22 protein-coding genes are annotated in these 24,242 nt (G+C 67.5%); 18 read left to right on the top strand and 4 right to left on the bottom strand.

All coding sequences use genetic code 11. The features are described from left to right. Positions 1 to 51: 51 nt before the first annotated feature. Positions 52 to 3,363: a bifunctional lysylphosphatidylglycerol synthetase/lysine--tRNA ligase LysX gene (gene lysX, locus QN239_RS15195; RefSeq protein ID WP_499011529.1), complete on the bottom strand. Its 3,312-nt coding sequence runs from the start codon at positions 3,361 to 3,363 to the stop codon at positions 52 to 54. A 45-nt stretch (positions 3,364 to 3,408) separates the two neighbouring features. Then, the gene (locus tag QN239_RS15200) at positions 3,409 to 3,777 is read right to left on the bottom strand and encodes a DUF1844 domain-containing protein (RefSeq protein ID WP_499011531.1); all 369 of its coding nucleotides are present in this window, start codon (positions 3,775 to 3,777) and stop codon (positions 3,409 to 3,411) included. A gap of 286 nt (positions 3,778 to 4,063) precedes the next feature. Between QN239_RS15200 and infC the strand changes: the two genes are divergently transcribed. The 6 genes from infC (at position 4,064) to QN239_RS15230 (ending at position 7,954) form a co-directional block, all read left to right on the top strand. Then, positions 4,064 to 4,690: a translation initiation factor IF-3 gene (gene infC, locus QN239_RS15205; RefSeq protein WP_499016806.1), complete on the top strand. Its 627-nt coding sequence runs from the start codon at positions 4,064 to 4,066 to the stop codon at positions 4,688 to 4,690. A 25-nt stretch (positions 4,691 to 4,715) separates the two neighbouring features. Then, a complete protein-coding gene (gene rpmI, locus QN239_RS15210) occupies positions 4,716 to 4,910 on the top strand; it encodes a 50S ribosomal protein L35 (protein WP_090364265.1) in 195 nt (64 codons plus the stop codon). A 64-nt stretch (positions 4,911 to 4,974) separates the two neighbouring features. Beyond that, the gene (gene rplT / locus QN239_RS15215; protein WP_090364263.1) at positions 4,975 to 5,364 is read left to right on the top strand and encodes a 50S ribosomal protein L20; all 390 of its coding nucleotides are present in this window, start codon (positions 4,975 to 4,977) and stop codon (positions 5,362 to 5,364) included. Next, complete coding sequence (locus tag QN239_RS15220; protein WP_499016807.1) at positions 5,361 to 6,128, top strand: TrmH family RNA methyltransferase; 768 nt, start codon at positions 5,361 to 5,363, stop codon at positions 6,126 to 6,128. Before rplT ends, QN239_RS15220 begins: the two co-directional genes overlap by 4 nt. Before the next feature lie 192 nt (positions 6,129 to 6,320). Then, positions 6,321 to 6,968, top strand: a complete 648-nt coding sequence (locus tag QN239_RS15225; protein ID WP_499011532.1) for an AraC family transcriptional regulator — start codon at positions 6,321 to 6,323, stop codon at positions 6,966 to 6,968. A 71-nt stretch (positions 6,969 to 7,039) separates the two neighbouring features. Continuing rightward, a complete protein-coding gene (locus QN239_RS15230; protein WP_499011534.1) occupies positions 7,040 to 7,954 on the top strand; it encodes a sterol desaturase family protein in 915 nt (304 codons plus the stop codon). Between the two features lie 14 nt (positions 7,955 to 7,968). On the opposite strand, the gene QN239_RS15235 is transcribed toward QN239_RS15230, so the two are convergent. Together QN239_RS15235 and QN239_RS15240 are read right to left on the bottom strand one after the other, a co-directional pair. Continuing rightward, the gene (locus QN239_RS15235; protein ID WP_499011536.1) at positions 7,969 to 9,219 is read right to left on the bottom strand and encodes an acyl-CoA dehydrogenase family protein; all 1,251 of its coding nucleotides are present in this window, start codon (positions 9,217 to 9,219) and stop codon (positions 7,969 to 7,971) included. 4 nt (positions 9,220 to 9,223) lie between these two features. After that, positions 9,224 to 10,300, bottom strand: a complete 1,077-nt coding sequence (locus QN239_RS15240) for an oxygenase MpaB family protein (RefSeq protein WP_499011537.1) — start codon at positions 10,298 to 10,300, stop codon at positions 9,224 to 9,226. A gap of 207 nt (positions 10,301 to 10,507) precedes the next feature. On the opposite strand from QN239_RS15240, the gene QN239_RS15245 reads away from it, so the two are divergent. The 12 genes from QN239_RS15245 (at position 10,508) to argH (ending at position 24,236) form a co-directional block, all read left to right on the top strand. After that, positions 10,508 to 11,410: an adenylate/guanylate cyclase domain-containing protein gene (locus QN239_RS15245; RefSeq protein ID WP_499011539.1), complete on the top strand. Its 903-nt coding sequence runs from the start codon at positions 10,508 to 10,510 to the stop codon at positions 11,408 to 11,410. Between the two features lie 3 nt (positions 11,411 to 11,413). Then, positions 11,414 to 12,220, top strand: coding sequence for a rhomboid-like protein (locus QN239_RS15250; RefSeq protein ID WP_499011540.1), 807 nt, complete (start codon positions 11,414 to 11,416; stop codon positions 12,218 to 12,220). Further along, the gene (gene pheS / locus QN239_RS15255; protein ID WP_499011541.1) at positions 12,163 to 13,224 is read left to right on the top strand and encodes a phenylalanine--tRNA ligase subunit alpha; all 1,062 of its coding nucleotides are present in this window, start codon (positions 12,163 to 12,165) and stop codon (positions 13,222 to 13,224) included. The genes QN239_RS15250 and pheS overlap by 58 nt, the downstream gene beginning before the upstream one ends. Continuing rightward, positions 13,224 to 15,710, top strand: coding sequence for a phenylalanine--tRNA ligase subunit beta (gene pheT, locus QN239_RS15260; RefSeq protein ID WP_499011543.1), 2,487 nt, complete (start codon positions 13,224 to 13,226; stop codon positions 15,708 to 15,710). Before pheS ends, pheT begins: the two co-directional genes overlap by 1 nt. Before the next feature lie 124 nt (positions 15,711 to 15,834). After that, entirely contained in the window at positions 15,835 to 16,866 is a 1,032-nt protein-coding gene (gene argC, locus QN239_RS15265; RefSeq protein ID WP_499011544.1) for an N-acetyl-gamma-glutamyl-phosphate reductase, read from the top strand. Further along, entirely contained in the window at positions 16,863 to 18,092 is a 1,230-nt protein-coding gene (gene argJ / locus QN239_RS15270) for a bifunctional glutamate N-acetyltransferase/amino-acid acetyltransferase ArgJ (RefSeq protein WP_499011545.1), read from the top strand. Before argC ends, argJ begins: the two co-directional genes overlap by 4 nt. After that, positions 18,089 to 18,970 carry an acetylglutamate kinase gene (argB, locus tag QN239_RS15275; protein WP_499011546.1) on the top strand — a complete coding sequence of 294 codons (882 nt, stop codon included), beginning with the start codon at positions 18,089 to 18,091 and terminating at the stop codon, positions 18,968 to 18,970. The genes argJ and argB overlap by 4 nt, the downstream gene beginning before the upstream one ends. After that, positions 18,967 to 20,148, top strand: a complete 1,182-nt coding sequence (locus tag QN239_RS15280; RefSeq protein ID WP_499011548.1) for an acetylornithine transaminase — start codon at positions 18,967 to 18,969, stop codon at positions 20,146 to 20,148. The genes argB and QN239_RS15280 overlap by 4 nt, the downstream gene beginning before the upstream one ends. Next, positions 20,145 to 21,080, top strand: a complete 936-nt coding sequence (argF, locus tag QN239_RS15285; protein ID WP_499011549.1) for an ornithine carbamoyltransferase — start codon at positions 20,145 to 20,147, stop codon at positions 21,078 to 21,080. Before QN239_RS15280 ends, argF begins: the two co-directional genes overlap by 4 nt. A 2-nt stretch (positions 21,081 to 21,082) precedes the next feature. After that, complete coding sequence (locus tag QN239_RS15290) at positions 21,083 to 21,559, top strand: arginine repressor (protein WP_090364248.1); 477 nt, start codon at positions 21,083 to 21,085, stop codon at positions 21,557 to 21,559. A 39-nt stretch (positions 21,560 to 21,598) separates the two neighbouring features. Continuing rightward, entirely contained in the window at positions 21,599 to 22,798 is a 1,200-nt protein-coding gene (locus QN239_RS15295) for an argininosuccinate synthase (RefSeq protein WP_499011551.1), read from the top strand. 28 nt (positions 22,799 to 22,826) lie between these two features. Next, positions 22,827 to 24,236, top strand: coding sequence for an argininosuccinate lyase (gene argH / locus QN239_RS15300; protein WP_499011552.1), 1,410 nt, complete (start codon positions 22,827 to 22,829; stop codon positions 24,234 to 24,236). Positions 24,237 to 24,242 lie beyond the last annotated feature (6 nt).

Consider the following 24,242-nt stretch of genomic DNA (forward strand, 5'->3'; position numbering starts at 1 on the left):
TCGTGGACGGAGATCCTGGGTGATGGCTGTGAGTCTCCGCCCGTGCCCGGTTCAGCGCGGTTTTGCCAGCGGGAACGGCAGCGTCTCGCGGATGCTGCGCCCCGTGATCAGCATGACCACCCGGTCCACACCCATTCCGAGCCCGCCTGTGGGTGGCATGGCGTACTCCATCGCTTGCAGGAAGTCCTCGTCCAGTTCCATGGCCTCGGGGTCACCGCCGGCGGCCAACATGGACTGTTCCTGCAGTCGGCGGCGCTGCTCGACGGGATCGGTGAGCTCGCTGTAGGCGGTGCCCAGCTCCACACCCCAGGCCACCAGATCCCAGCGTTCGGCCACGCCGGCGATGCTGCGATGCGGACGCGTCAGCGGGGAGACCGAGGTGGGGAAGTCCTTGTAGAAGGCGGGCTGCTCGGTCTGGCCCTCGACGAGATGTTCATAGAGCTCGAGCACCACCGCGCCCGCATCCCAGTGCTTCAGATACGGCACGCCCGCGCCGTCGCACAACTCGCGCAGCCGGGGCAGGCCGGTGTCCGGCCCGATCTGTTCGCCGAGCGCCTCGGACACGGCGCCGTGCACCGTCTTCACCGGCCATTCACCGGAGATGTCGACCGGCTCCAGCCGGCCGTCCGGACCGGGCCGCATCACCACCTGGGCGCCGTTGGCTGCCTGTGCCGCATTCTGGATGAGCTCCCGGCAGCCGTCGACCCAGACGTTGTAGTCCGCATGCGCCTGGTAGGCCTCCAGCAGCGTGAATTCCGGGTTGTGGCTGAAGTCCACGCCCTCGTTGCGGAAGGCGCGGCCCAACTCGAAGACCCGCTCGACACCGCCGACGCAGAGCTTCTTGAGATACAGCTCCGGAGCGATCCGTAGGTAGAGGTCGAGGTCGTAGGCGTTGATATGGGTCTGGAACGGGCGGGCGTTGGCGCCGCCGTGGATCTGCTGCAGGATCGGGGTCTCGACCTCCAGGAAGCCCTTGCCGACCAGGGTTTCGCGGATGGCGTGCAGGATCGCGCTGCGCGCGGTGATCAGGTCGCGGGCGTCGGTGTTGATCGCCAGGTCGACGTAGCGGCTGCGCACCCGGGCCTCCGGGTCGGTGAGACCCTTCCACTTGTCGGGCAGCGGCCGCAGGCATTTGCCGATCAGCCGCCAGTCGGTGACCAGCAGCGACTGGGTGCCGTTGCGGCTGTGCCCCATGGTGCCGGTCACCTCGACCAGATCGCCGAGGTCGATCGACGCGTCGAAGTCCAGGCCGTTCTGCGTCAGCTGTGCCCCGTCGAGCAATAGCTGGACCTCGCCGGACCAGTCCCGCAGCACCGCGAACAGCACCCCGCCGTAGTCGCGGATCCGCAGGATGCGGCCGGCAACGGTGACGGTGGCGGCGGGGTCGGTGATCTCGAGCGCGGCCGCGACGGTGTGGCTCGGCGGTTGCCCCACCGGGTACGCATCCACACCGTGGTCCCGCAGGGTCTTCAGCTTGGCCATCCGGACCCGCACCTGGTCGGGCAATCGGTGCTCGTCCTCGGCGGCGGGCAGGTCGGCGCGCAGCTCACTGACGTCCGGGGTGGTGCCATCCTGATGCAGGAGTCCGCTGTCCAGCAGCCGTTGCGGGGCGGCGATGTGCTCACCGGTATGGGGCTTGCGCCGGGAGAACGGCAGCACCAGGAAGCCCTCGGCGATCACCGAGGCGACGCCGACGCGGGGGATCAGCCGGGCATCTTCGTAGCAGGCGAACCGGGGCACCCACTCGGGCTGGTACTTCATGTTGGAGCGGTACAGCGTCTCCAGCTGCCACCAGCGGGAGAAGAACACCAGCAGGGCGCGCCACAGCCGGGCGATCGGGCCGGCACCGAGCTGGGCGCCTTGTTCGAACGCGGATCGGAACATGGCGAAGTTCAGCGAAATCCGGCTGATACCAAGATCTTCGGCCTGCAGGCAGAGCTCGCTGACCATCAGTTCGATGGTGCCGTTAGGGGACTGCGGCGAGCGGCGCATCACGTCCAACGAGACGCCGTTGCTGCCCCACGGGACAAGGGACAGCAGTGCCACCACCTCGTCGCCGGCGCTGACGGCCTCGACCAGCAGGCAGTCGTTGTCGGCCGGGTCGCCGAGGCGACCCAGCGCCATCGAGAAGCCGCGCTCGGTCTCGGTGTCGCGCCACTGATCGGCGCGCTTGATGACCTGGGCCATCTCCTCGACCGACAGGTCGCGGTGGCGACGGATCCGGACCGTCAGCCCGGCCCGGCGCGCGCGGGTGACCGCCTGGCGTACCGGCTTCATATCGGGGCCGGACAGCTTGAACCCGTCGGGGTAGAGGATCGCCTCGTCGCCGAGCTCCAGTGCGTTCAACCCGGCTTCCCGGAAGGCCTGTGCACCCGAGGCGCTGGCGCCCATGACCCCGGGCGCCCAACCGTAGGTCTCGCACAGGTGCAGCCAGGCCTCGATGGCGGCCGGCCAGGCCCGCGGGTCGCCGACCGGGTCACCGCTGGCCAGGCATACGCCCACCTCAACCCGGTAGGTGATCGCGGCCCGCCCGTTGGGGGCGAACACCACGGACTTGTCGCGGCGGGTGGCGAAATAGCCCAGCGAGTCGTTCTTGCCGAACAGTTCGAGCAGCCCGCGGATCGCGGATTCGTCCTCACCGGTCAGCGCGTTGGTGGCGCGCTGCGACGCGAACAGCACGATCGCGGCGACCACCAGTGCCACCGCGCCGAACAATCCGAGCAGAGCATTGACCAGGCCGTGCGGGTGGCCGGTGAAGGCATCGGCGTCGGCGCCCGCGAACGCGCTCACCCGGTTGAGCGCGTACCAGGGGCGATCGGCCTGGGCCAGGGAACCTGGGAAGAACTCCAACAGCCCCCACCCGACGAGAGTGCCCACGGTCATCCCGGCGACCAGCGTCGCGGCCGCTTTCAGCAGCGCCCCGCGGCGGACCTTCGCCCAGAACTGCGGGCGCGCCAGCACCAGTGCCCCGATGGCGGCCAGGTGGAACACCAGGCCGACGATCTCGCCGAGTTCTTCGGCGACCGACTCCTCGCCGCTGGCGAGATCGCCGAGGTTCCAGCCGACCGCGGCGACCATGTAGAGCACCAGGATCCACCAGGCGATCCGTTTGCGGGCAGCCAGCGCGGCGGCCAGCAGTCCCAGCACGACGGCCCAGGCGAAGCTGGTGTCGGGGAAGTTGAAGATGTAGTCGTTGACGAACTCCCGCGGCACCCGGATCAACAATCGCACCAGCGGCGATACGCTGGCGAGCAGTGACAGCGTGGCGATGATGCCGACGATCCAGCCCGCGACGGCGGGCACCCACGTAAATCTGGACCGACGGCCGGTTCTCGACGGCTGCCGGGCGATTGTCGAGGTCATAGGCGGCGAGGATATTCCTTTGAACAATGAATTTCGTGTGAGTGGCTACCAGACCGGGCCGGTGTATTTTTCGCCAGGCCCTTTGCCGGGTTCTTCGGGATCCACGCTGGCTTCCCGGAAGGCCAACTGGAGGCTCTTCAATCCGTCGCGCAACGGGCCGGCGTGCAGTCCGAGATACTCCGCGGAGGCGGTCACCAGACCGGCGAGAGCGGTGATCAGACGGCGGGCTTCGTCCAGGTCGCGGTGCGGGCTGTCGTCGGGATCCGGGTCGGCCAGGCCCAGCTTCTCGGCAGCCGCGCTCATCAGCATCACGGCGGAGCGGGTGATGACCTCGACAGCGGGGATCTCGGCGAGCTCACGCACAGACGACTCCGCGGCGGTGTCGCTGCTGGGTGGTATCTGATCATCCGTCATGCCTGATAGACTGTCACGATCGACCGTCCCGGCGAACGCCAGGGACAGCAAGTGGAGTCCCGCTCCCACCGCAGACCTTAACGGTCCCGCGGTCCGGTCGCAGGCATCTGCGGATGCCCTGTACTGCGTTTTGCGCAGGCGGCGTAAGCCGTGATCGGTCGGCATCGGGCCCTGCTATATGCAGGGCCTTTCTGTTCGCGAGAGCAGAAGTGCCGATGGTGTGGTGCCCCCTGCTGGCCCGTCGTTTTCCTACGGTCGTGGACTAGCAGACAACGTAGGAGGCCCCATCAGCACTGAGACCCGCATCAACGAGCGCATCCGCGTACCTGAAGTCCGCCTGATCGGACCGGGTGGAGAGCAGGTAGGCATCGTGCGCATCGAAGATGCGCTCCGCGTCGCCGTCGACGCCGATCTCGACCTTGTCGAAGTAGCTCCTGACGCCAAACCCCCGGTTTGCAAGATCATGGACTACGGCAAGTTCAAGTATGAGACGGCACTCAAGGAGCGCGAGTCTCGCAAGAACCAGCAGCAGACCGTCGTCAAGGAACAGAAGCTGCGGCCGAAGATCGACGATCACGACTACCAGACGAAGAAGGGCCACGTGGTCCGCTTCCTCGAAGCCGGATCCAAGGTCAAGGTCACGATCATGTTCCGCGGCCGCGAGCAGTCCCGTCCCGAACTGGGTTACCGACTGCTGCAGCGCCTGGGCGCCGACGTCGCCGACTACGGCTTCGTCGAGACCTCGGCCAAGCAGGATGGCCGCAACATGACGATGGTGCTGGCGCCGCACCGCGGCGCGAAGACTCGCGCCAAGGCGGCCCATGACGCAGATGCGCCACCTGCTCAGCGAGGCAACGCAGCCGCAGCCGCTGCCGAGCCGCCCGCCGAGAACCAAGAACCACCGACCACCTGATCCACGAGAAAACCAGAGGACACCAATGCCCAAGGCCAAGACCCACAGCGGCGCTTCCAAGCGTTTCCGTAAGACCGGGACCGGCAAGATCGTGCGCCAGAAGGCCGGCAAGCGTCACCTGCTGGAGCACAAGGCCAGCAAGCGCACCCGTCGTCTCGACGGCCGTGCAGTGGTCGCCCCCGCCGATGCGAGCCGTATCAACAAGCTGCTGAACGGCTAATTCTGTTGAACGGCGCAAGCCGCTTCACTTTTCGACTTCCCCCCGCAAGAATAGGAACACTCACATGGCACGCGTGAAGCGCGCACTCAATGCCCAGAAGAAGCGGCGCACAGTTCTCAAGGCGTCGAAGGGTTACCGCGGCCAGCGTTCGCGGCTCTACCGCAAGGCCAAGGAACAGCAGCTGCACTCCTTGACCTATGCCTACCGTGACCGTCGCGCCCGCAAGGGTGAGTTCCGCAAGCTGTGGATCTCGCGTATCAACGCCGCGGCCCGCGCCAACGGCATCACCTACAACCGTCTGATCCAGGGCCTCAAGGCCGCTGGTGTCGAGGTGGACCGCAAGAACCTCGCCGAGATCGCCGTCAGCGACGCGGCCGCGTTCACCGCCCTGGTCGAGGTCGCCAAGGCCGCGCTGCCCGAGGATGTCAACGCACCGTCGGGCGAAGCCGCCTGACACTCCTTACGGAGCGGTCGAATCGGGTAGCTGCCGCGATCAAGCTGCAGCGTCCCGCGGGACGTCGCCACGCCGCACGTTTCCTCGCCGAGGGGTCCAACCTCGTCGAGGCCGCGTTGCGGCGTGGTCTCGTTGAGGAGGTTTTCGCCACCGCGGATGCCCTCGCCCGATTCAGCGATCTGCTTGCCGGGGCACCCGTGTTCGAGGTCACCGATCGCGCCGCGAAAGCCTTGTCGGACACCGTCACCCCGGTCGGGCTGGTCGCGGTGTGCCGGCTGCCCGACACGACCCTCGCACAGGTGCTCTCCGGTGCGCCGCGTCTGGTGGCGGTGGCCGTCGAGACCTCCGAGCCCGGCAATGCCGGCACCCTGATCCGGTTGGCCGATGCCATGGGCGCCGACGCGGTGATCCTGGCCGGCAACTCGGTGGACCCCTACAACGGGAAGTGCCTGCGATCTTCCGCGGGCAGCATCTTCGGGGTGCCGGTGGTGCAGGCTCCCGATACGGGGGCGCTCATCACCGCGCTTCGGGACGCGGGCCTGCAGGTGCTCGCGACCACGTTGGACGGTGAAACACCCTTGCCTGCAGCTGAATTGAGCACTCCTACAGCGTGGCTGTTCGGTTCCGAGGCGCACGGGCTGGCTCCCGAGGTCGCCGCCGCGGCGGATCATCGGGTGACGATCCCGATGCAGGGCAGCGCCGAGAGCCTCAACATCGCGGCGGCCGCGGCGATCTGTCTGTATCAGAGTTCGCAAGCGCGCTAGCTGTTGCGGGAACTTGACGTTTGTCGCGGGGTGCTGCGGTCGGCGTGGCGATTGTGAGGACTTCTGGTGATGGACGCTCAGGGGAACGGAGTGGCTCCCTGGTCAGGCGTGTTGGCAGTCGCCGATGGCGCCTTGTGCTACGTCGGTGCGCTGTCAGATGCCCACGGTCATCATCACGTAGCGACCCAATTCGTGCGCGCTTGGGTGGGCAGCTTCGAACTGGCCGATGGCCACAACAACCGGGTGGTGACATCGGCCGCGATCATTCCGTCCGGGTGCGACCATTCCATCCGCATCCTGAAGCCGGTCGTGAGTGGAGTCCTGGTCTTCGTCGACCCGGCAAGTCCCGTCGCGTCTCACGTGGCAAGACTCGTTCGCAGTAGCGACGACGCGAGTCAGTGGGCCGAGGCGGGGCAGGCGCTCAGTTGGGTGGAACCATTGGTGGCTGACCCGGCGTCGATTCTGCGGGGGATCACCGATGCGCAGCGCCAGGACGACGGATCAGGACGGGAGGCTTGGCACCCAAGCGTGCGCAAGGCAGTCGAGCTGGTGCCGGAACTTCTGCCCGAACGTGTCGATCTGTCCACGATCGCCCGCGCCGTCGCGCTCTCGCCGAGTCGACTGAGTCGTTTGTTCAACGACCAAGTGGGTCAATCTTTTCCCACGTATGTGCGATGGGTACGGCTGCGGCTTGCTGTCGAAGCGTTACAGCGGGGCCTGTCGCTGACCGATGCCGTCCACGCCGCCGGCTTCACCGACAGTGCCCACGCCAACCGGGTCTGCCATGAGATGTTCGGGTTGTCTCCGAGTCAAGCGAGCCGCAACCTGGTGTGGGCCTAGCGTCGGTGACTTGACGATCACGACGGATCTGTACAAGCCACGAAGCGCCGGCGTGCGCGACGGTGGTCGGCATGGTGAAGAACGTGATCCGATACGGCTATGTGCCGTTCATGTTGGTCGGGATCAACGGCGCCGCTGTCTATTTGGCTGCCCACGGCGTCTCAGAACTGTGGCTGATCAGTCTGATTTTGACAGCAGTCGCCTGCTCGTTCGCGGCCGAGCGAATCTTGCCCTATCGCGATGAATGGAATATCGGGCTCGATGACGCGGGTCGCGACGCCGCCCACGCTATCGTCAATGAAACGTCCATCTTGGCCAGCGTCGCCGTCATTCCCCTGCTGGCCGCGATTACGCCCTTCCACCGGTGGTGGCCCGGCTCGTTGCCGTTCGTCATACAGGTGCTCTTGGCAGTCATGGTTGCTGATTTCGGCATTACCACCATCCACCTGGCCAGCCACAAGGTCGGATGGTTATGGCGATTGCACGCCGTGCACCACAGCATTCGTCGGTTTTACGGCCTCAACGGCCTGATGAAGCATCCGCTGCACCAGGCGGTCGAGATGATGGGCGGGGTTCTACCGCTGATCATCTTGGGGATCCCCGTACACGTTGCCTCGGTGCTTGCGGTCTGCGTTGCCGTGCAACTGCTCCTTCAGCATGCCAACGTCGACTACCGCGTCGGAACACTCCGCTCAGTACTGGCCCTCAACGAAGGCCACCGGTTTCACCATCTGAAGTGGGCCGGTGTCGGCGACGTCAACTTCGGACTGTTCACCCTGGTCTGGGACCACCTCTACCGAACGTATTCGTATGACCCGCAGCGCCGGTTCACCACCGACGATCTCGGCATGGCTGCCAAGCCCCACTATCCGACCGCCTATGTGCGACAACTCGTCGAACCGTTCACCACTCGCGGCGCGTGCAACTTCGTCGACACCGATACCGGTGGTCTTCACGCCGAACCCAAGCTCGCCAGAGATAATTGACCGACTGTGACGGGCTAGCTGTCGCGCAGCAGCCCCTTGGCCACATGCGTGATCTGTACCTCGTTGCTCCCGGCGTAGATCATCAGCGATTTCGCGTCGCGGGCCAGCTGCTCGACGCGGTACTCGGTCATGTAGCCGTTACCGCCGAACAACTGCACGGCCTCCATCGCGACATCGGTGGCGGCCTGCGAGCAGTACCACTTGATGGCCGACGCCTCGGACAGAGAGATCGGGGAACCCTGTTGGGCCGACTCGATCACCCGGAACAGCATGTTGCGCACATTCATCCGCGCGACTTCCATATTCGCCAGCTTCAACTGGATCAGCTGGAACTGGGAGATCTCCTTGCCCCACAGCACCCGGTTCTTGGCGTAGTCCACCGACAGTCGCAGACACTCCTCGATGATGCCCAGTGACATCGCGGCCACCCCGATGCGTTCGGCCGAGAAACTGGACCGTGCGCTGTCCCGGCCCTGATCGGTGCCGTCGCCGCTTCCCTCCGTCTCGCCCAACAGGCGGTCCCGGCCCAGCCGGACGTTGTTGAAGAACAGCTCGCCGGTGCGGGAGCTGTGAATTCCCATCTTGCGGAACGGCTTCGACTGCACGAAGCCGTCCATGCCGCGATCCAGCACGAAGGTCAGCACCTTGCGATCGCGCTTGGCGGCTCCGTCACCCTCGTCCAGCTTGGCGTACACCACCACCACGTCGGCGTCAGGTCCGTTGGTGATGAAGGTCTTCTGCCCGTTGAGCACATACCCGTCACCGTCACGGGTCACATAGGACTTCATGCCGCCGAACGCATCCGAGCCGGAATCGGGTTCGGTGATGGCCCACGCGCCGATCTTCTCGTAGGTCACCAGGCCCGGCAGCCACCGTTCCTGTTGAGCCAGCGTGCCCCGACTCTGGATGGTGGGCACGGTCAGTCCCAGGCTGACGCCCATTCCGGTCACCAGACCCATGGACACCCGGCACAATTCGCTGATCAGGACGAACCCCATGCCGGCCTGTTCGGGCCCGCCGCCGAACATGCCACCCGAGGACTTGGTTTCCCGGGCAGGGGAGCCGTCCCGCAGCCGCGACAGCCTGCGCTCCAGCGCCTCCCGGGCCATCGTGTCGATTCCGAAGGTGGCGAACAACTTCCGGACGATGGGGTAGGGCTCAAGCTCGCCGTCTTCGAGGGCGTCGATATGAGGCCGGATCTCCTTGTCGATGAACTCGCGCACCGCATCGCGCACAGCGATATCGACGTCAGACCATTCCAGCATCGGGTCAGGCAACCTTTCGTCGGGAGCCCGCGGGCTTCCTGGGTGAGCGAAGTGAGGGGAGACGACTGAGTCCCGTCAGCGAGAAGGTGGCGTGGATCAGAGACCCGGCACGGTCCAGCAGCGACGTGTGCGGCGGCTGGTAGTGCATGGGCAGGCCGCGACGGTCCCGGGGCGGTGCCATGAACGCCGGTGCCTCCACCAGCGGAGCGTCGTCGGGCACCTTGCCCGAGGCGCGGCGGTACGCGGCCAGCGCTCGGGGATGCAGCCGGATCTCGTCGGGCACCGCAACGAAGGCCAACTCGACCATCTTGCCCAGCAGGCGCAGCACCACCTCGTCACCCGGTGTCCAGCGCATGCCGGCCTTCTCCCGCAGTGCCGGGTCGAACAGCCCGGCCGCGACCCAGCGTTGGGCGCCGACCATCGGTTTGAACAACTGGTCCCAGATCGGCGTGGGCATCAGGACGAACCACGGCTTGGGAATGCGGATGGTGAAGATATCCAGCGTGGCGCGGTTGATCTCCAGTTCCTCACGGCACTTGTGATCCCAGTACGTGCAGAAGTCCTCCCAGGTGGCCGGGACGGGCCGCATGCTCATCCCGTACATCCGGTACCACTGCACGTGCTCCTCGAAGAGCTGGTGCTTCTCCGCCTCGGTCAGCCCACCGCAGAAATACTCCGCGGTCTTGACGATGAGCATGAAGAAGGTGGCGTGGGCCCAATAGAAGGTCTCCGGGTTCAGCGCGTGATAGCGCCGGCCGTTGGCGTCCACGCCCTTGATGTCGTGGTGGAAGCTCTTGATCTGCTCGCCGGTCTGTGCGGCGCGGTCGCCGTCGTAGACCACGCCCATGATCGGATACGCCGACCGCGCCACCCGCTGCAGCGGCTCGCGCAGCAGAATCGAGTGGTCTTCCACGCCCGCGCCGAGTTCGGGATACATGTTCTGGATGGAGCCGATCCACACCCCGAGCAGCCCGGTGCGCAGATCGCCGAAGTACTTCCAGGTCAGTGAATCGGGGCCCAGTGGCACGGTGGCCGTAGGAGCTGGATCCTCCGTGCCGGCATGAGACTGTGCTGTGGTCATGGCGTCCTCGCTGACGAAACCCCACCGTTGTCCCGCCACCATAATCTTGACAACGGGTGTTGTCTATGTGCCGGACGGTGTGGGGCGCGGCCGTGACGTGATGGCGATCTTGCTGCCATGAAGCCGTGACCTGGTGCTTTCCGTGTGTGAGCAAGGTCGTGTCGCAGCATGATTGCCGCTACCGGCGGTGCCACCTATCGTGGCGCTGTGGATGCTGAACCGTTGGACGGACCGTCCGGCGGCATCGAAGCGGTCGATTTTCCGACACCGGTGGGTGCGCTGGGCGGGCCGCTGGAATGGCTCAAGGACACCAACCACCACCCTGGGGTGATCGCGCTGATCAAGCGGATGCGCCGGGCGCTGCCCGGCGATCCCGATTTCGGCGATCCGCTCTCGGCTGCCGGTGTCGGCGGCCCGCGAGCCGCAGCCCGGGCCGCGGACCGTCTGCTGGAGCGCGACGCCGCCTCCCGGGAGGTCAGCCTCGGCGCGCTGCAGGTGTGGCAGGCGCTCACCGAACGTGTCTCGGGGCGGCCTGCTTATCGCGAGGTCACGCTGGTCTTCACCGACCTCGTCGGCTTCTCGGACTGGTCGCTGCGTGCCGGTGACGATGCCACGCTGCGGCTGCTGCGCCGCGTCACCTCCGTGGTGGAGCCCCCGCTGCTGGCCGCAGGCGGGCATATCGTGAAACGAATGGGCGACGGCGCCATGGTGGTGTTCCGGAACCCGGTGCCCGCGGTGCGGGCCGTGTTGACCGCCCTGGATGCGGCCGGCAGCGTCGAAGTGGACGGGTACACGCCGACGATGCGGGCCGGTATCCACACCGGCCGCCCGCAGCGCATCGGCTCGGACTGGCTGGGGGTGGACGTCAACATCGCCTCCCGGGTGATGGAGCGGGCCACCAAGGGCGGGCTGGTGGTGTCCCAGTCGACCCTGGACGGCATCTCCGACGAGGACTTCGAAGCCATGCGGCTGTCTGCCAAGCGCGTGCGCAAGCCACTGTTCGCCGCGAGGCCGAGCGGGGTACCGGAGGATTTGCAGATGTACTGGGTGCGGTCCCGCGCCGCAGACCCGGGCGAGGACTCCGAAGAAGATACCGCGGCGGGTGGGTAGCCCATGCCGGTGAAATGGGTGTCGGGACTACGGGTGACCATCGGCTACGCCGCCGCGCTGGTGGCCGTCGCCGCGGTGCTCGCGGCGGCGGGGCCCGCCGTCCACGACCGGGTGATCCAGCACGCGAGCACCAATCTGCACAACCTGGCACACGGCCGCATCGGGACGCTGCTCGGCAGCGCCTTCGTCGTCGACAACGGCGGAATGGCATTGTGGCTGCCCGGTCTGGTGTGCCTGCTCGCGGTGGCCGAGCTGCTCTGGCGCAGCCGCACGCTCGTGCTGACCTTCCTGGTCGCGCATATCGGTGCCACCCTGGTGGTCGCGGCGGCGCTGGCTCTGGCCGTGCACGAGGACTGGGTTGCGCATTCGATCACCCGGGTCTCCGACGTCGGCATGAGTTACGGCGCCATGGGTGTGCTGGGCATGCTGACGGCGGCGATCCCGTCACGCCACCGCCCGGCGTGGGTGTGCTGGTGGCTCACACTCGGCGCCGTCGTCGTCCTCGGCACCCACGACTTCACCGACGCCGGGCATGTGGTGGCCCTCACCCTCGGCATGCTGGTGTCGTCGCGCTTCGGCGTCCCGGGTCGATGGACCGGGCCCCGGCTGGCGCTGCTGACCGTGGGATCGGCGTTCGGTTACCTGGTCGTCGCCGCTTCCGCGCCGGCGGGCACTGCCGTTGTGGCGAGCATCATCGCGGGCGGGGCAGCGCTGGCGGCGGGACAGCGTGGGTCCGTCGCTATGATCGCCGGGTGGCTGTCCAGACTGACCGGCAAGGCGAGCCCAGCGACCTCTCGGAAGAAGCTCTGACCGACGCTGTCGATGTGGCCCGTGCGGCGTTCGACGCTGCCGTCGACCTGGACGCACTCGCCCGAGCCAAGACCGAACACCTCGGCGACCGCTCTCCGATCGCACTGGCCCGGCAGGCCCTGGGTGCCTTGCCGAAGACCGAACGCGCCGACGCGGGTAAGCGGGTCAACATCGCCAGGACACAGGCACAACAGGCCTTCGACGACCGGCTGGTGCAGCTGCGCGCCGAACGCGACGCGGCGGTGCTGGTCGCCGAGCGCATCGACGTCACCTTGCCGTCCACCCGGCAGCCGGTCGGGGCGCGACATCCCATCACCCTGCTGACCGAGCGCATCGCGGACACGTTCGTGGCGATGGGCTGGGAGCTGGCCGAGGGTCCCGAGGTGGAGACCGAGCAGTTCAACTTCGACGCGCTGAACTTCCCGCCGGATCATCCGGCCCGCAGCGAGCAGGACACCTTCCAGATCGCCCCGGACGGCTCGCGTCAGGTGCTGCGCACCCACACCTCCCCGGTGCAGATCCGCGCTCTACTGGAGCGCGACCTGCCGGTGTACATCATCTCGCTGGGCCGGACGTTCCGTACCGACGAGCTGGACGCCACCCACACCCCGGTGTTCCACCAGGTGGAGGGGCTGGCGGTGGACAAGGGCCTGACCATGGCGCACCTGCGCGGCACGCTGGACGCGCTGGCACGCGCCGAGTTCGGCGCGAGCGGCCGCACCCGGTTCCGGCCGCACTTCTTCCCGTTCACCGAGCCCTCGGCCGAGGTCGACGTGTGGTTCGAGAACAAGAAGGGCGGGCCCGGCTGGGTGGAATGGGGTGGCTGCGGCATGGTGAACCCGAATGTGCTGCGCGCCTGCGGAATAGACCCGGCTGAGTATTCGGGCTTTGCCTTCGGTATGGGATTGGAGCGAACCCTGCAGTTCCGCAACGGAATTCCCGATATGCGCGACATGGTTGAGGGTGACGTGCGGTTCTCCCTGCCGTTCGGAGTGGGCGCCTGATGCGTATTCCCTACAGCTGGCTCCGTGACGTGATCCGGGCCGGCACGCCGGGCTGGGATTGCAGCGTCGACGAGCTCGAAGCGACGTTGGTCCGCATCGGCCACGAGGTCGAGGAGATCCTGCCGCTGGGGCCGGTCACCGGTCCGCTGACCGTGGGCCGGGTCGTCGAGATCGAGGAACTCACCGAGTTCAAGAAGCCGATCCGGGCCTGCAAGGTTAATGTCGGCGAACCGGAGCCACGCGATATCGTCTGCGGTGCACGGAATTTCGCAGTCGGTGACCTGGTGGTTGTGGCCCTGCCCGGCACGGTGTTGCCGGGAGATTTCCGCATCGCCCAGCGCAAGACCTACGGCCGTACCTCCGACGGCATGATCTGTTCGGCCGCCGAACTGAACCTGGGTGCCGAGCAGTCCGGGATCATCGTGTTGCCGCCGGGCACCGCCGAGCCGGGAGCATCCGGTATCGAGGTGCTGGGCCTGGACGACGTGGTGTTCAACCTGGCCATCACCCCGGACCGCGGCTACTGCCTGTCCATCCGCGGTATGGCACGCGATATCGCGTGCGCTTTGGATCTGGACTTCGTGGACCCCGCCGATGTCCCGGCGCTGCCGGTCGAGGGGGAGGCCTGGCCGCTGACCGTACAACCCGGTACCGGGGTGCAGCGGTTCGGGCTGCGGCCGGTCACCGGGATCGATCCCGCCGCGGTGTCGCCATGGTGGCTGCAGCGCAGGCTGCTGCTGTCCGGTATCCGGGCCATCTCGCCCGCGGTCGACGTCACCAACTACGTGATGCTCGAGATCGGGCACCCGATGCACGCTCATGACCAGTCCCTGATCAACGGTGCATTCAACGTGCGCTTCGCCGAAGAGGGCGAGCAGGTGGTCACGCTCGACGATGTGACCCGCGCGCTGAACGCCGGCGACGTGCTGATCGTCGACGACGTGGCGACCGCTGCGATCGGTGGCGTGATGGGTGCCGGCACCACCGAGGTCCGGGACTCCACCACCGACGTGCTGCTGGAAGCTGCGGTGTGGGATCCGGCCGCGGTGTCACGCACCCAGCGCCGGCTGCGCCTCTCCAGTGAGGCCGGACGCCGTTACGAGCGCACCGTGGACCCGGCCATTTCGGTGGCCGCCTTGGACCGTTGTGCCGCTCTGCTTGTCGAGATAGCCGGTGGCACAGTACAACCCAAACTGACGGACTGGCGTGGCGATCCGCCGCGCACCGACTGGACGCATCCAGCGGTGAGCATGCCGATCGATTTACCCGATCGCACCGCCGGGGTCACCTACGCCGAGGGCGTGACACCACGTCGCCTTGCCCAGGTCGGTGCCGAGGTGTCGGTGGCCGACGGGGTGATCACCGCGATCCCGCCGAGCTGGCGTCCCGATCTGCGGGAGCCTGCGGATCTGGTGGAGGAGGTGCTGCGCCTGGAAGGGCTCGACCTCATCCCGTCGGTGTTGCCGCACGCGCCCGCCGGACGTGGCCTGACACCGGTGCAGAAGCGCCGTCGTGCGGTCGGGAAGTCGTTGGCACTCAACGGCTATGTCGAGGTGTTGCCGACCCCGTTCCTGCCGGCCGGGGTGTTCGACACCTGGGGACTGGGACCCGACGATCCGCGCCGGAACACCACGACAGTGCTCAATCCGCTGGAAGCCGACCGTCCGCATCTGGCGACCACGCTGTTGCCCGGACTGCTGGAAGCCCTGGTGCGCAACGTGTCCCGCGGCGCGGTCGACACCGCGCTGTTCGCCATCGCCGAAGTGGTGCTGCCCACCGCCGACACCCGCGCGGTGCAGCGCATCCCGACAGACCGGCGGCCGACCGAGGAGGAGATCGCCGGGCTGGACGCATCGCTGCCGCGACAGCCCGAACATGTCGGTGTGGTGCTTACCGGACTGCGTGAGCCGGCCGGGCCCTGGGGTGCCGGCCGCAAGGTCGAGGCCGCGGACGCGTTCGAGGCAGTACGGGTGATCGGCCGCGCGGTCGGAACCGAACTGACTCTGCGGGCCGCCCGAGAGCTGCCGTGGCACCCGGGCCGTTGCGCCGAGGTCTTCGCAGGGGAGACTTCCGTCGGCTTTGCGGGGCAACTGCACCCGGCGGTGGTCGAGCGTGCTGGATTACCGGCGGGCACCTGCGCGGTGGAGTTGAACCTCGACGCGATCCCGATCGTGGAGCGGCTGCCCGCCCCCTCGGTATCACCGTTCCCGGCGGTGTTCCAGGACGTCAGCCTCATCGTCGCCGAGGAGGTCGAGGCCCAAGTGGTCGTCGACGTGGTGCGTGCCGGGGCCGGCGAGCTACTGGAGGACATCCGGTTGTTCGACGTGTACACCGGCCCGCAGATCGGGGAGGGGCGTAAGTCGCTGACCCTGGCACTGCGGTTCCGGGCCGCCGACCGCACCCTCACCGAGGACGAGGCCAGCGCGGCGCGCGATGCCGCGGTGGCGGCCGCCGCTGAACAGGTCGGAGCCACCCAGCGCACCTGACCCCCTCCCGCCCAATTGATCAATCGGGCGGGAAAGTGCCAGGTCGAGGCCGCCAAATCGTCGATCTCGGCGCTGCTGATTAATGAGTTTGCAATCGACTGCATAACAATGCAAAGATCGAGGCATGACTTCGGTAGCTGTCGCCGGTGCCAGCGGCTATGCGGGCGGCGAGATCCTGCGACTGTTGCTGGGCCACCCCGCATACGCCGACGGGCGTCTGACCATCGGTGCCCTGACAGCGGCGGCGAGTGCCGGCAGCACCCTGGCCGAGCATCACCCGCACCTGCTGCCGCTGGCCGGCCGGGTGCTGGAGCCCACCGACGCCGCCGTGCTCGCCGGCCACGACGTGGTGTTCCTCGGACTGCCGCACGGACATTCGGCGGCGTTGGCCGCACAGCTCGGCGACACCGTGATCATCGACTGTGGTGCCGATTTCCGGCTCACCGACGCCGCCGACTGGGAGCGGTTCTACGGGTCCGCACACGCCGGCACCTGGCCCTACGGCCTGCCCGAGCTGCCCGGCAATCGGGAAGCACTCAACGGGGCCACCCGGATCGCGGTGCCCGGCTGCTACCCGACGGCGGCGCTGCTGGCGCTGCTGCCCGCCGTCGCCGCCGACCTGGTGGAACCGAATGTCACCGTCGTGGCCGTGAGTGGCACGTCGGGAGCCGGCAAGGCCGCCAAGGTGGACCTGCTCGGCTCCGAGGTCATCGGGTCGGCGCGGGCCTACAACATCGCGGGCAAGCACCGGCACACCCCGGAGATCGCGCAGGGCCTGCGCAAGGTCACCGACAAGGACGTCACCGTGTCGTTCACCCCGGTGCTCATCCCCACGGCGCGCGGCATCCTGGCCACCTGCACCGCGCGCACCGCCGCAACTGCCGGTGAGATCCGCGCCGTCTATGAAAAGGCTTATGACGATGAACCTTTCATCCACCTGCTGCCGGAGGGGCAGCTGCCCAAGACCGGTTCGGTGATCGGCAGCAACGCCGCTCAGCTGGCCGTCGCGGTGGACGAAGACGCCAAGACCCTGGTGGCGATCTGCGCGATCGACAACCTGACCAAAGGCACCGGAGGTGCCGCCGTGCAATCGATGAACCTGGCCCTCGGCTGGCCCGAAACAGAAGGACTGTCCATCGTGGGAGTGGCACCGTGAGCGCCGAGGGCAAGAACGACGTGACCCGGGACGGGAAACTCGTCCGTACTCAGGGCGTCACCGCCCCCGCGGGTTTCCGGGCCACCGGAATCTCGGCTGGTATCAAGGTATCCGGCGCGCTGGACTTGGCGTTGGTGTTCAACGAAGGTCCTGATCACGGCGCCGCGGGAGTGTTCACCCGCAACCAGATCAAGGCCGCACCCGTGCAGTGGTCCCAACAGGTGCTCACCACCGGGCGGTTGCGCGCGGTCATTCTGAACTCCGGCGGCGCCAACGCCTGCACCGGCCCGCTGGGATTCCAGGACACCCACGCCACTGCGGAGGCACTCGCCGCGGCGCTGTCCGACTGGGGGACCGAGACCGGCGCCATCGAGGTGGCGGTGTGCTCGACCGGCCTCATCGGGGACCGGCTGCCGATGGAGAAGGTGCTCGCCGGGGTCACCGAGATCGTGCACGAGATGGCCGGTGGACTCACCGGTGGCGAAGAGGCTGCGCGGGCCATCATGACGACCGACACCGTGCCCAAGCAGGTCGCCCTGCATCACCCCGGGGACTGGACCGTCGGCGGCATGGCCAAGGGTGCCGGCATGCTCGCCCCGTCGCTGGCCACCATGCTGGTGGTCATCACCACCGACGCGGTTGCCGACGCGAAATCGCTGGACACCGCGCTCCGGCGAGCCGCCGCAAGGACTTTCGACCGCCTCGACGTCGACGGCAGCTGCTCGACGAACGACACCGTGCTGCTGCTGGCCTCCGGCGCCAGTGAGATCACGCCCAGCCAGGACGATCTCGACGACGCGGTGTTCGCCGTGTGTGACGATCTGTGCGCCCAGCTGCAGGCCGACGCCGAGGGTGTCACCAAGCGGGTCACCATCACGGTCCGGGGCGCTGCCGGCGAGGACGATGCGCTGGTGGCCGCCCGCGCGGTGGCCCGCGACAGCCTGGTCAAGACCGCGCTGTTCGGCTCGGATCCGAACTGGGGCCGGGTGCTGGCTGCTGTCGGCATTGCGCCGGTGAAGCTGGATCCGCAGCGGATCAGTGTGTCGTTCAACGGTTATCCGGTGTGCATCGACGGGGCCGGCGCCCCCGGTGCCCGCGAGGCTGATCTGTCCGGCGCGGATATCGAGGTCGTCATCGACCTCGCCGTGGGCACCGATACCGCGTCGGTCAGGACCACCGATCTGTCGCACGGGTACGTCGAAGAGAACTCGGCCTACTCATCGTGAGCACCGGGACCACGTCCACCAGCACCAAAGCCCGGGTGCTGGCCGAAGCGCTGCCCTGGCTCAAGCAGCTCAACGGCAAGATCGTCGTCGTCAAGTACGGCGGCAACGCCATGACCGACGACACCCTCAAGGCCGCCTTCGCCGCCGACATGGTCTTCCTGCGCAACTGCGGTGTGCACCCGGTCGTCGTGCACGGCGGCGGTCCGCAGATCAGCGCCATGCTCAAGAAGCTCGGTATCGACGGTGAGTTCAAGGGCGGATTCCGGGTCACCACACCGGAAGTGCTCGATGTGGCCCGGATGGTGCTGTTCGGTCAGGTCGGTCGCGAACTGGTCGGGCTGATCAACGCCCACGGCCCGTACGCCGTCGGGATCACCGGTGAGGATGCCCACCTGCTCACCGCGGTGCGGCGCAGCGTACTGGTCGACGGCGTGCCGACCGATATCGGACTGGTCGGCGACGTCGAGCAGGTCAACGCCGCGGCGGTGCTCGATCTCATTGCCGCCGGCCGGATTCCGGTGATCTCCACCATTGCTCCGGACAAGGACGGTGTGGTGCACAACATCAACGCCGACACCGCAGCCGCCGCGGTCGCCGAAGCGCTGGGCGCCGAGAAGCTGCTCATGCTCACCGATGTCGAAGGCCTCTACACCGACTGGCCCGACCGCACCTCACTGGTCAGCGAGATCGACACCGCCACACTGACGCAACTGCTGCCGACCCTCGACTCGGGCATGGTGCCCAAGATCGAGGCCTGCCTGCGCGCGGTCACCAACGGCGTGCCGAGCGCCCACGTGATCGACGGCCGCGTCGAACATTGTGTGCTCGTAGAACTTTTCACCGACGAAGGGACCGGTACGAAGGTGGTCGGCTCATGAGCGACTCGGAGAAGCAGCACAGTCTCCAAACCCGCTGGGAAGCGGTGATGATGAACAACTACGGCACCCCACCGTTGGCACTGGCCAGCGGGGAGGGCGCGGTGGTCACCGACGTCGACGGCAAGTCCTACCTGGACCTGCTCGGCGGGATCGCGGTGAACCTGCTCGGTCATCGCCACCGGGCCGTCATCGACGCCGTCACCACGCAGCTCAACACGCTGGGCCACACCTCGAATCTGTATGCCACCGAGCCGGGAATCGCGCTGGCCGAGAAACTCGTCGACCACCTCGGCCATCCCGCGCGGGTGTTCTTCTGCAACTCCGGCACCGAGGCCAACGAGGTCGCCTTCAAGATCACCCGGATGACCGGGCGGACGAATATCGTTGCCGCCGAAGGCGCTTTCCACGGCCGCACCATGGGCTCGCTGGCCTTGACCGGCCAGCCGGCCAAGCAGGCGCCGTTCGAGCCGCTGCCCGGAAATGTCACCCACGTGCCTTACGGCGATGCCGAGGCGCTCGCGCGGGCCGTGGATGACAGCACCGCGGCGGTGTTCCTCGAGCCGATCATGGGGGAGGGCGGCGTGGTCGTTCCGCCGGCCGGCTATCTGGTCAAGGCGCGCGAGATCACCGCGAAACACGGTGCGCTGCTGGTGCTCGACGAGGTGCAGACGGGTGTCGGGCGTACCGGCGCCTTCTACGCGCATCAGCACGACGGCATCACCCCGGACATCGTCACCCTGGCCAAGGGCCTTGGCGGCGGCCTGCCGATCGGGGCCTGCCTGGCCCTCGGTGCGACCGGCGACCTGCTCACCCCGGGTCTGCACGGCAGCACCTTCGGCGGTAACCCGGTGTGCACCGCGGCAGCCCTGGGTGTGCTCAAGGCCCTGGCCGACGAGGATCTCATCGCGAAAGCCGGAGTGCTGGGTAAGACCATCAGCCACGGGATCGAAGAACTGGGCCATCCGCTCGTCGACCACGTCCGCGGTAAGGGCCTGCTGCAGGGCATCGTGCTCACGGCACCCAGCGCCAAGGCCGTCGAGGCAGGCGCACGCGACGCCGGCTTCCTGGTGAACGCCGCCGCACCCGATGTGGTCCGGCTGGCCCCGCCGCTGATCATCACCGAAGCGCAGATCGAGCAGTTCCTGACTGCCCTGCCCGCGATACTGGATGCCTCATGACACTGCGACATTTCCTCCGCGATGACGACCTGAGCCCGGCCGAACAGGCCGAGGTGCTGGCCCTGGCCGCTGAACTCAAGAAGGCGCCGTTCAGCAAGCGCCCGCTGGAGGGGCCCCGTGGGGTGGCCGTCATCTTCGAGAAGAACTCCACCCGCACCCGGTTCTCCTTCGAGATGGGGATCGCGCAACTGGGCGGGCACGCCGTGGTGGTCGATGGGCGCAGCACCCAGCTGGGTCGCGAGGAAACCCTCGAGGACACCGGGGTGGTGCTGTCGCGCTATGTCGATGCCATCGTGTGGCGCACTTTTGCCCAGGAACGCCTGACCGCCATGGCGAGTGGTGCCTCCGTCCCGATTGTCAATGCGCTCTCCGACGAGTTCCATCCCTGCCAAGTGCTGGCCGATCTGCAGACGCTGGCCGAACGCAAGGGCGGGATATCCGGCCTCAAAGGGCTGAAGATGACCTACTTCGGCGACGGCGCCAACAACATGGCGCATTCGCTGATGCTGGGCGGCGTCACGGCAGGAATCAGCGTGACGATCGCCGCGCCCGCCGGTTTCGAACCGCATCCGCAGTTCGTCGACGCCGCCAAACGCCGCGCCGCCGAGACCGGGGCGACCGTCACCCTCAGCAGCGACCCGAAGGCCGCCGCCGAGGGGATCGACGTCCTGGTGACCGACACCTGGACGTCGATGGGTCAGGAGAACGACGGCCTGGACCGGGTACGCCCGTTCCGCCCGTTCCAGGTCAACAACGAGCTGGTCAAGCTCGCCGACCCGGATGCGGTGGTGCTGCATTGCCTCCCGGCGCACCGTGGACACGAGATCACCGACGAGGTGATCGACGGTCCGCAGAGCGCGGTGTTCGACGAGGCCGAGAACCGGCTGCACGCGCAGAAAGCGCTGCTGGTGTGGCTGTTGGAGCGTTCCTGACCATGAGCTCGCCGACCCGCGTCGGACGACAGGCCCGCATCGTCACGCTGTTGTCGTCGAATCCGATCAGCAGCCAAACCGAACTCGCGGCCTTGCTGGCCGAGGAGGGGATCGACGTCACCCAGGCCACCCTGTCGCGGGATCTGGAGGAGCTCGGCGCGGTGAAACTGCGCGGCGCAGACGGTGGGGTCGGCGTGTACGTCGTGCCTGAGGACGGCAGCCCGGTGCGTGGGGTGTCCGGTGGCACCGAGCGGGTGACGAAGTTGCTCGGCGAACTTCTGGTGTCCACCGACGCCAGCGCGAACATCGCCGTACTGCGCACTCCGCCGGGCGCAGCGCATTACCTGGCCAGTGCCATCGACCGGGCGTCGTTGCCCCAGGTTGTCGGCACCATCGCCGGTGATGACACCATCTTCGTGATAGCGCGTGAGCCGATGACCGGCGCCGAGCTCGCGACCATGTTCGAAAACTTGAAGTGAATAGCAGTTCCGAGAACCGAGAAAATTAGGAGATTTTGCATGTCCGAACGCGTCATCCTGGCGTATTCCGGCGGTCTGGACACCTCGGTAGCGATCAGCTGGATCGGCAAGGAGACCGGCCGTGAGGTCGTGGCCGTGGCCATCGACCTCGGCCAGGGCGGCGAAGACATGGAGGTGGTTCGGCAGCGTGCCCTGGATTGCGGGGCCGTCGAGGCCGTCGTCGTCGACGCCCGCGACGAGTTCGCCAACGAGTACTGCCTGCCGACGATCCAGTCCAATGCGCTCTACATGGACCGCTACCCGCTGGTGTCGGCCATCAGCCGGCCGCTGATCGTCAAGCACCTGGTCGCCGCCGCCCGTGAGCACAAGGGCGGCACCGTTGCACACGGCTGCACCGGCAAGGGCAACGACCAGGTCCGGTTCGAGGTCGGCTTCGCCTCGCTGGCTCCCGACCTGCAGGTGCTGGCCCCGGTGCGCGATTACGCGTGGACCCGGGAGAAGGCCATCGCCTTCGCCGAGGAGAACGCCATCCCGATCAACGTCACCAAGCGTTCACCGTTCTCGATCGACCAGAACGTGTGGGGCCGCGCGGTGGAGACCGGCTTCCTGGAGCACCTCTGGAACGCGCCGACCAAGGATGTCTACGACTACACCGAGGACCCGACGCTCAACTGGAGCACCCCCGACGAGGTCATCGTCGGATTCGACCGCGGTGTGCCGGTGTCCATCGATGGCCGCCCGGTCACCGTGCTGGAAGCCATCGTCGAGCTGAACCGGCGTGCCGGCGCCCAGGGTGTCGGCCGACTCGACGTGGTCGAGGATCGCCTCGTCGGTATCAAGAGCCGCGAGATCTACGAGGCTCCCGGGGCGATGGTGCTCATCACCGCGCACACCGAGCTGGAGCACGTCACCTTGGAGCGCGAGCTGGGCCGCTACAAGCGCGGCACCGACCAGAAGTGGGGCGAGCTGGTCTACGACGGACTCTGGTACTCACCGCTCAAGCGCGCCCTCGAGTCGTTCGTCGCGCACACCCAGGAGCATGTGACCGGCGAGATCCGGCTGGTGCTGCACGGCGGGCACATCGCCGTCAACGGACGGCGCAGCCCCACCTCGCTGTACGACTTCAATCTGGCCACCTACGACGAGGGCGACAGCTTCGACCAGTCCTCGGCCAAGGGGTTCGTGCACGTGCACGGACTGTCCAGCAAGATCTCGGCCAAGCGCGACCTGGGATTGTGATGAGCCGCTTGCGCGAAGAACGTCGATCGTGAGCACCAACGAAGGGTCGCTGTGGGGTGGCCGGTTCGCCGACGGCCCCTCGGAAGCCCTTGCCGCGCTGAGCAAGTCGACGCACTTTGACTGGGTGCTCGCTCCCTATGACGTCACCGCCTCCAAGGCGCACGCCCGGGTGTTGCACCGCGCCGGGCTGCTCACCGACGAGCAGCGCGACGGCTTGCTCGCCGGCCTGGACAGTCTCGGCGAAGACGTCGCGGACGGCAGCTTCGGTCCGCTGCCCACCGATGAGGATGTGCACGGCGCGCTGGAACGCGGCCTGATCGACCGGGTCGGGCCCGAACTCGGTGGCCGGCTGCGGGCCGGGCGGTCGCGAAACGACCAGGTGGCCACGTTGTTCCGGATGTGGCTGCGCGACGCCATCAAGACCATCGGTGACGGTGTGCTCGACGTGGCGGCCGCGCTGGCCACCCAGGCTGCTACTCACCCGACGGCGATCATGCCGGGCAAGACGCACTTGCAGTCCGCGCAGCCGGTGCTGCTGGCCCATCACCTGCTGGCGCACGCCCACCCCCTGTTGCGCGACGCGGACCGGCTCGTCGATCTGGACAAGCGGGCAGCGGTGTCCCCGTACGGTTCCGGGGCGCTGGCAGGTTCGTCGCTGGGCCTCGATCCCGACGCCATCGCCGCGGAGCTCGGATTCGCCTCGGCGGCCGACAATTCGATCGACGCGACCGCATCCCGCGATTTCGCCGCGGAGGCGGCGTTCGTCTTCGCGATGATCGCGGTGGATCTGTCCCGGCTGTCCGAGGACATCATCCTCTGGAGCACAACGGAATTCGGCTACGCCAAGCTGCACGACTCCTGGTCGACGGGCAGCTCGATCATGCCGCAGAAGAAGAACCCCGATATCGCCGAGTTGGCCCGCGGCAAGTCCGGCCGCCTGATCGGCAACCTGGCCGGCCTGCTGGCCACGCTGAAGGCACAGCCGCTGGCCTACAACCGCGATCTGCAGGAAGACAAGGAGCCGGTGTTCGACTCGGTGGCGCAGCTGCAGCTGCTGCTGCCGGCGATGGCCGGACTGGTCGGCACCCTGACCTTCGACACCGACCGGATGGCGCAACTCGCTCCGCTGGGCTACACGTTGGCCACCGACATCGCCGAATGGATGGTGCGCCAGGGCATCCCGTTCCGCGTCGCGCACGAGGCGGCCGGCGCGGCGGTCAAAGCGGCCGAGGCGCGCGGGGTGGGCCTGGAGGAACTCGCCGACGACGAACTCGCCGGCATCCATCCCGGGCTGACCGCCGAGGTGCGTGAGGTGCTGACCATCGCCGGCTCGGTCGACTCCCGCGATGCCCGCGGCGGTACCGCGCCCGTCCAGGTGGCCAAGCAACTGGGCGCGGTGCGTGACGCACTCGACCTGCTGAGGGTCCGGCTGCGCTAGGTATCA

Origin of the sequence: Mycolicibacterium sp. Y3, from assembly GCF_051188035.1 — a bacterium.
Lineage (GTDB): Bacteria > Actinomycetota > Actinomycetes > Mycobacteriales > Mycobacteriaceae > Mycobacterium > Mycobacterium fluoranthenivorans.